A 6,606-nucleotide genomic window follows, 5' to 3' on the forward strand; every position below is an offset into this window, starting at 1 on the left:
GCGGGCTTACGGCTTGTAGCTCAGGGTCACGGCGCCGAGTTCGCCCGTGGTGCGGCCGGTGGCGCTGAACGCCTTGCCATTCCAGTCGAAGGGAAGCTTGACGAGGCTGTGGCCGCCGTTTTCGCGCGCCGCTTCGACGACGAGCTGATAGGCGCCGGGCTTGAGATTTTTAAAGGCCGTGGCCCCGGTATCGAGCGTCAGGGTCTGGCGCCCCGGTGCATGGGTCGCTCCCGACAAACCGTCCACGGGCAGGTTCAGATTGCGACCGCTCTTGCGCCACCAGGTGCGCAGATCGCTCAGCCACTTGGCGCCGCCATTGTTCGGCTTGCGCTGGTCGTACCAGACAAAGAGGTCGCCGGAGGGCTGGCCCGCCGCGGTTTCGATCCAGCCCGCCACATAGGGCTTATGGAATTCGGCGACAGAAGCCTGCGGGATGTCAACGCCGATCTGCACCTGACCGGCATGGGCTGAGGCGGCGGCGCCAGCCGTCAGAAGCGCGCCAGCGTAGGAAAAAACATTCTTAAACGTCATGACTTACCTTTAACTATGCACAAACAACATGAAGATCACGAAGGGCGACAGCGCCCCCAGAGCGACCAGCGGCCAGGTGATGCGACGGTTCTTTTCGTACAGCCACAGAAGGCCGAGGCCGCTCACCGCGAACACCACGCAGGCGAGGGCGATCAGGTCGATGAACAGGCTCCAGATTGGCCCGGCGTGACGCCCCTTGTGCAGGTCATTGAGGACGGCGATCAGGCCGCGATCCGTGCGCTCCCAGGTAACGTGGCCGTCGTCCTCAATGGTCAGGGAATTGTCGATTCCGGGCGTCGTCAGATCGACATAGATTTCGCCATCTGAGACCTGCGCCAAAGCCTTACCGGCATCGACGCCGGTCAAAGCTTTGACCGCGCTTCGCAGGACGTCGGGCAGGGGCTGGGCGTCCTTCGCCCGCTCGATGAAGACCAGATCGGCTTCGGGCAGATCCTTCTCGACATGGCTGGTTTTCGGTTTGGCGGCGATCTGCGCGGCGTGATTGAGCGTGAAGCCGGTGACGGAAAACAGCAGCAGAGCGACCAGACACAGGGCCGAACTGATCCAGTGCCACTGACGCAGTTGGTTGCGCCAGAAGGGCGATAACACAGGAGAGCGCTCAGACATGGGGGTTGATATATCCACTAATGATAATCATTCGCAAATACCAGCCACAGCCATGCAAGGCAAGAGACGAAGCGGTTTTTCCCTGGCTTAGGATGATGAATTTGCGCGGCGGACGATAAATTCAGGCTTGACCTCGCCCTTGCCATCTCTAATTTGTCATACAAAAGTAGAAGGGGACAATGCCAATGGATCGTCGCGAGGTACTGAAAGCGCTTACCCTTCTAAGCGCGTCGGCGGCCCTGCCTTTGACGGCGCGGGCGCAACCGGCGCCAGGGCGTTTCGCCGCCGCGGACGATGGTTTTCTGCTGGATGGGCAGCCGTTTCAGGTTCTGGCGGGTGAGATGCACTATCCGCGCATTCCGCGCGCTTCATGGCGCGACCGGATGCGCAAATTAAAGGCGCTGGGTCTGAATACCCTGACCACCTATGTGTTCTGGAACGCGCATGAGCCGAAGCCGGGCGTCTATGACTTTTCCGATAATCTCGACGTCGCCGCCTATGTCCGGCTGGCGCAGGAGGAGGGATTGTTCGTCAACCTGCGTCCCGGTCCGTTTGTCTGCGCAGAATGGGATGGCGGCGGCCTGCCCGCATGGCTGTTTCCGACCGACGACATCGGCGCGCGGTCGCTCGATCCGCGCTATTTCGAACCGGTCAAGGGCTGGCTGAAGCGGCTGGGACAGGAACTGGCGCCGTTGCTGATCGACCGGGGCGGGCCGATTATCCTGACCCAGATCGAGAACGAATACGGCGCCTATGGTTCGGATCAGACCTATCTGAACGCCCAGAGGCAAGCCTTGGTCGACGCGGGCTTCACGGGGCTGCTCTACACCGCCGATCCGGCTGAGTTCTTCGCCAAAGGCTCGATGCCCGGCGTGGTCGGCGGGATCAATTTCGGCACGATGGCCAAGGCGAAGGACGAATTCGCCAAACGCGCCCAGACCCGTCCGCAGGGGCCTTATATGTGTACGGAACTGTGGGGTGGTTGGTTCGATTCCTATGGTAAGCTGCATGAAACCATGCCGACCCAGCCGCTGCTCGACAGCCTGGAATGGATGCTGCAAAACAAATATTCGATCAGCTTCTATATGCTGCATGGCGGGACCAGTTTTGGCTTTACGCCGGGCGCCAACTGGGATCGCAAGGGCTATACGCCCGACATCGCCAGCTATGATTACGACGCCCTGCTCGACGAGGCCGGTCGCCCGACGCCGAAATACGAGGCCGTGCAGGCCCTGTTCAAACGCTACCTGCCGCCTGAGGCGTTCAAACCCATGCCGGAGCCGGAGCCGTCCATCCGCGCGCCGCATTTTACGCTGCATGAGGTCGCGCCCCTGTCGCAGCTTTACGGGAAGGCCGTTCTAGCCGACGCGCCGCGGACTCTTGAGGCTTTGGGACAGACGCACGGCCTGATTCTTTATCGTCACAAAACGAAGAGCGCGCTGAAGGGCAAGCTCAGTTTTGGCGAGGTGCGCGACTATGCGCTGATCGGCGATGGTCGTGGCGTGCAGGCGATCCTCGATCGCCGTTTTGACGAAACCGAAGCGGAGATTGACATTCCCGCAGGTCAGCCGCTCGACGTGCTGGTCGATACGATGGGGCATTGCAATTACGGCGCGAAGATCGGCAAGGATCAGAAGGGCCTGATCGGCGCTGCCAGCCTGAACGGGTCGCCGCTACAGGGGTGGGCGCATTACGCTCTGCCGCTGGACGATTTGTCCGAGCTGACATTTGCGCCGGGAGGAGCGACAGGTCCGGCTTTTTACCGCGGAACGCTGCGCGTCGAGGCGCCGGGCTTCACCTTTCTCGACATGCGCGGCTGGGGCAAGGGCTATGTCTGGATCAATGGCCGCAATATCGGACGCTACTGGTCGGCGGGTCCGCAACAGACGATGTTCGTACCCGCAAGCTGGCTTAAGGCCGGAGAGAACGAGGTCGTCGTACTGGATCTGCTGACGGGCGGACCGCGCGCTCTGTCCGCCTCGCCCAGGCAGGTCTGGGACTTGCCAGGCGCGGTTTGAACGCAAAGCCTGCGATAAGGGGCGGTTTTACGCCACAGCTTAAAACTGACAAATGAAGGCGCCATTTCGTTGCGGGGGCGCCTTTTTTACGCCCTCTTTGTCGCGCGAGCCGCGAAGAAAGGGCTCTGAGGGCTTGAAAATCGACACGCCAAGGCTGACTCTGTCTGAGTTTGAAAGAATATTTCATTTATAAAAGATTTTCGAAGCGGTATCAAATCTGACGCTCGACGACGTTTTCGCAGCAAAAAATTAATTTAATATCTTATATTTTTAGCATAAAAAACTGAAATATAACTCATAATTAAAAATAAAATCTGAGAATATGTGTTTAAAAGCGGACGAGAACGCTTGTTACATAAATGCCACCAGGTCAATTTTTTTCAAAAACGTAAAGAAATGTCTTGTCTGAGGTTTAGCGCTAACATTATAGTCTGAGTTATCGAAACATAAGAGCCGCAATGGCCGTTAAAACAGATATGCCAGGTCCTTCGGACAGGGGCGACAGGGAGACAAGATTTATCAGGCGATCCTGCGAGCGCGTAATTCGGGCGCGGCGTGTTTCTGGCGGTTCTTCGCCGGCGCGGTGCATGACGTCGTGCAAAACAGGCTTGCTGGATCCGCATTGACCGGAGCGGATAATTCACCGAGATTCTTCCCGGACCTGCGCCTGCCGGTTGTTTGGGGAGTCATGGACGGGTCAATTCGCGTTTGACCGGCGCGTTTGATCTGGCGACTGGCGATGTGTGTGGCCGCGGACGTTATCTCAGCGTCCTTTAATATGTGATATCTTCCCCCTCTAGGACCGCCGCGTCACTCCCGCGGCGGTCCATCTTTATCTTGTGTCCGCGAACCTGAGGCGCCCTCATGAAACGTCTGATCACGGCGGCCTTGCTGAGCTGTCTTTCGTTGCTGGCCTGCGCCGGCGCCGCGTCTGCGCAATTTATCAAGACCTATCCTCTCGACGCGCCCAAGCCGGAAGTTGCGATGACGCCGCCTATGGGTTGGAATTCGTGGAACCATTTTCAGTGCAATATCGACGAGGCCAAGATCCGCGGCGCGGCGGACGCGATGGTGGCGTCGGGTATGAAGGCGGCGGGTTATCAGTACGTCGTCATTGACGACTGCTGGCAGACCGACCGCGACGCGCAAGGCAATATCGTGGCCGATCCGGTCAAATTCCCGTCAGGTATAAAGGCGCTGGCGGACTATATCCACAGCAAAGGCCTGAAGTTCGGCATCTATTCGGATGCGGGGATCAAGACCTGCGGCGGGCGTCCGGCTTCGCGCGGGCATGAGTTCCAGGATGCAAAGCAATATGCGGTCTGGGGCGTCGATTATCTCAAATATGACTGGTGCTATACGGGCGCGGACGACGCCTCATCCGACTACCGCATCATGGCCGCGGCGCTGAGAGCGTCGGGGCGCGACATCGTCTTCTCCATCTGCGAGTGGGGCAGTCACAAGCCGTGGAAATGGGCGGGCGATGTCGGCCACCTGTGGCGCACGACCGGCGATATTACCGACGCCTTTTATAAGGGGCATCACCAGGGCTGGGACAATGGCGTGGTGGATATTCTCGACGAGCAGGTCGGTCTGGAAAGCTATTCAGGTCCGAACCATTGGAACGATCCGGACATGCTTGAGGTCGGCAATGGCGGCATGACGGACACCGAATACCGCGCGCATTTTTCGCTGTGGGCCATGCTGGCGGCGCCTTTGATCGCGGGCAATGACCTGTCGGATATGAGCGAGGCCACAAAAGCGATCCTGATGAATCCGGACGTGATCGCCGTCGATCAGGACAAGCTGGGCCGGCAGGGCCATCGCGTCTCCAAGGATGGGGATTATGAGGTCTGGGCGCGGCCGCTCAGCAATGGCGACACGGCGGTGATCCTGCTCAATCGCTCGGCGTCAGCCCACAGTATGACGCGGACTGGTCGGCGTTGGGCCTGCCCGCAAAGGCCGATGTAAGGGATCTGTGGTCAAAGGCGGTGAAAAAGAACGTCAAGGGCGGCTATACAGGCAACGTGCCGTCGCACGGCGTCGTCATGATCCGCGTCACGCCGAAGGCTTAAGCGCGCGTCCGGCGCCACCATCCACTTGCAACAGGCCAATACCGATGTCGGCGTGGCGCTGACGGGCGATGCGTCGATGATGGCGCGCTGGACCTGTGGCATGTGGCAGTTTAAAGAACATACGCCACCTAGGATGAGTTGGTCTCGATCGCGGCGCGTTATCCTGACCCAAAGGCCATGGTGCAGGCTGTTCACGACATGCATGTCCACACCATTATCTCGGTCTGGCTGCGCTTCGATCTCGGCACGGACACGCTGGCCGAGCTGGACAAGGCGGGCGCGGTGCTGCCTGGCGTCTATCCGCACGGCTGGGGCCGCTGGTACGACGCCTGGAACGTGAAGGGCCGCGGCATCTCACCTGCAAGGCCGATGGCGCCGGACATGTGATCAGCTATGACGGCGCGGCTAAAACCATCATCATGCCCGACTGCCGCTGAGGCTTCACGCCTTGGCGGTATCGAGATAGATGCCGTAGCGGCCCGACGACTCGGATAGAGGCGCAAAGCGGATGTTCCCCATATCGCTGGCCGCTGGCGAGCGGCTGCGCCGCCGAAGGCAGTCCGGCATTCAGCCGGAAGCTGTGCAGCAGGCGGTCAGGTTCCTGCCGCATCATGAAGGCGCGGTTGGCCTTTTGGGCGTCGAGGAAGGGGCCTGCGCCCAATCCGACCTGTCCGTCGCCAAATGGCGTGAGGCGCGGCGCGCCCACAGGGTCGCGGATCGGCAGGGCGCGCGCAGCCATGAGGGTCTGAGCGATGGCGCGCCGCGTCAGCCCGTTTTGTTGCCGGAGCGCCATGACTTTGCCCTACTTGTCGCCTTCGAACTTCAGATGCTGGCTGAAGAAAGGGACCACATGGTTCTGGAAGCGGTCGGCGACGGCGCTGGTGTGGGTGCCGGAATAGATCTCAAAACTGTTGGCGATGCCGTAGGAATCCAAGATATCATGCAATTTGGCGGCGTCCACGCGCAAACCGTCCTGATCGCCGACATCCATCGCAATGGCGTTGTACTGCTTCAGATTGGAAATGTACTGATCCACCATGGCCAGGGGCGCATTGGCGGCCCATTTGGCCAGCACGTCTGGCTGCGGTACGCCATCCTTGGTCGGCAGATCGAGATAGAGCGGCGGCGCCTTGGGGTCGGGCGACCAGGCGGCGGCGCTGGCCAATGTGGCGCGGCTCATCCAGTCGGCTTTTTCGGCCTCATCCTTGGTGGTGATCGCCTCCAGCTTCTTGCCGATCTCGGCCGGCGGCGCGCCGCGCGCCGACAGGCAGCACGGGCTCATAATATAGAGCGCGCCGAACACTTCGGGGTATTTCATGCCGATGCGCGTCGTTCCATAGCCGCCCATGGAGTGA

Annotated in this window: 8 protein-coding genes; 4 read left to right on the forward strand and 4 right to left on the reverse strand. The window is 60.2% G+C overall.

Features of this window, described 5'->3' with window-relative positions; genetic code table 11:
* Positions 1-6 precede the first annotated feature (6 nt).
* Together ACTHLA_RS00265 and ACTHLA_RS00270 are read right to left on the reverse strand one after the other, a co-directional pair.
* Positions 7-531, reverse strand: a complete 525-nt coding sequence (locus tag ACTHLA_RS00265; RefSeq protein WP_440183911.1) for a DUF2271 domain-containing protein — start codon at positions 529-531, stop codon at positions 7-9.
* 9 nt (positions 532-540) lie between these two features.
* Positions 541-1,158 carry a PepSY-associated TM helix domain-containing protein gene (locus ACTHLA_RS00270; RefSeq protein ID WP_440183913.1) on the reverse strand — a complete coding sequence of 206 codons (618 nt, stop codon included), beginning with the start codon at positions 1,156-1,158 and terminating at the stop codon, positions 541-543.
* A gap of 185 nt (positions 1,159-1,343) precedes the next feature.
* Here ACTHLA_RS00270 and ACTHLA_RS00275 point away from each other — a divergent pair, with 185 nt between their 5' ends.
* From ACTHLA_RS00275 to ACTHLA_RS00290, 4 genes are all read left to right on the forward strand, one after another.
* On the forward strand, positions 1,344-3,176 hold the full coding sequence (locus ACTHLA_RS00275) for a beta-galactosidase (protein WP_440183916.1): 1,833 nt from the start codon (positions 1,344-1,346) through the stop codon (positions 3,174-3,176).
* Positions 3,177-4,040: 864 nt separating this feature from the next.
* Positions 4,041-5,147, forward strand: coding sequence for an alpha-galactosidase (locus ACTHLA_RS00280; protein WP_440183919.1), 1,107 nt, complete (start codon positions 4,041-4,043; stop codon positions 5,145-5,147).
* Positions 5,120-5,251 (forward strand): hypothetical protein, encoded by a 132-nt coding sequence (locus tag ACTHLA_RS00285; RefSeq protein ID WP_440183922.1) that lies wholly within the window; start codon positions 5,120-5,122, stop codon positions 5,249-5,251. The genes ACTHLA_RS00280 and ACTHLA_RS00285 overlap by 28 nt, the downstream gene beginning before the upstream one ends.
* A 177-nt stretch (positions 5,252-5,428) precedes the next feature.
* Positions 5,429-5,638 carry a hypothetical protein gene (locus tag ACTHLA_RS00290; RefSeq protein WP_440183925.1) on the forward strand — a complete coding sequence of 70 codons (210 nt, stop codon included), beginning with the start codon at positions 5,429-5,431 and terminating at the stop codon, positions 5,636-5,638.
* A gap of 4 nt (positions 5,639-5,642) precedes the next feature.
* Here ACTHLA_RS00290 and ACTHLA_RS00295 read toward each other — a convergent pair whose 3' ends face one another.
* Together ACTHLA_RS00295 and ACTHLA_RS00300 are read right to left on the reverse strand one after the other, a co-directional pair.
* A complete protein-coding gene (locus ACTHLA_RS00295; protein WP_440183927.1) occupies positions 5,643-6,044 on the reverse strand; it encodes a hypothetical protein in 402 nt (133 codons plus the stop codon).
* A gap of 9 nt (positions 6,045-6,053) precedes the next feature.
* A partial coding sequence (locus ACTHLA_RS00300; protein WP_440183930.1) for an alpha/beta hydrolase-fold protein occupies positions 6,054-6,606 on the reverse strand: 553 nt, incomplete at its 5' end.

This window comes from Asticcacaulis sp. (assembly GCF_051956075.1).
Taxonomy (GTDB): domain Bacteria; phylum Pseudomonadota; class Alphaproteobacteria; order Caulobacterales; family Caulobacteraceae; genus Asticcacaulis.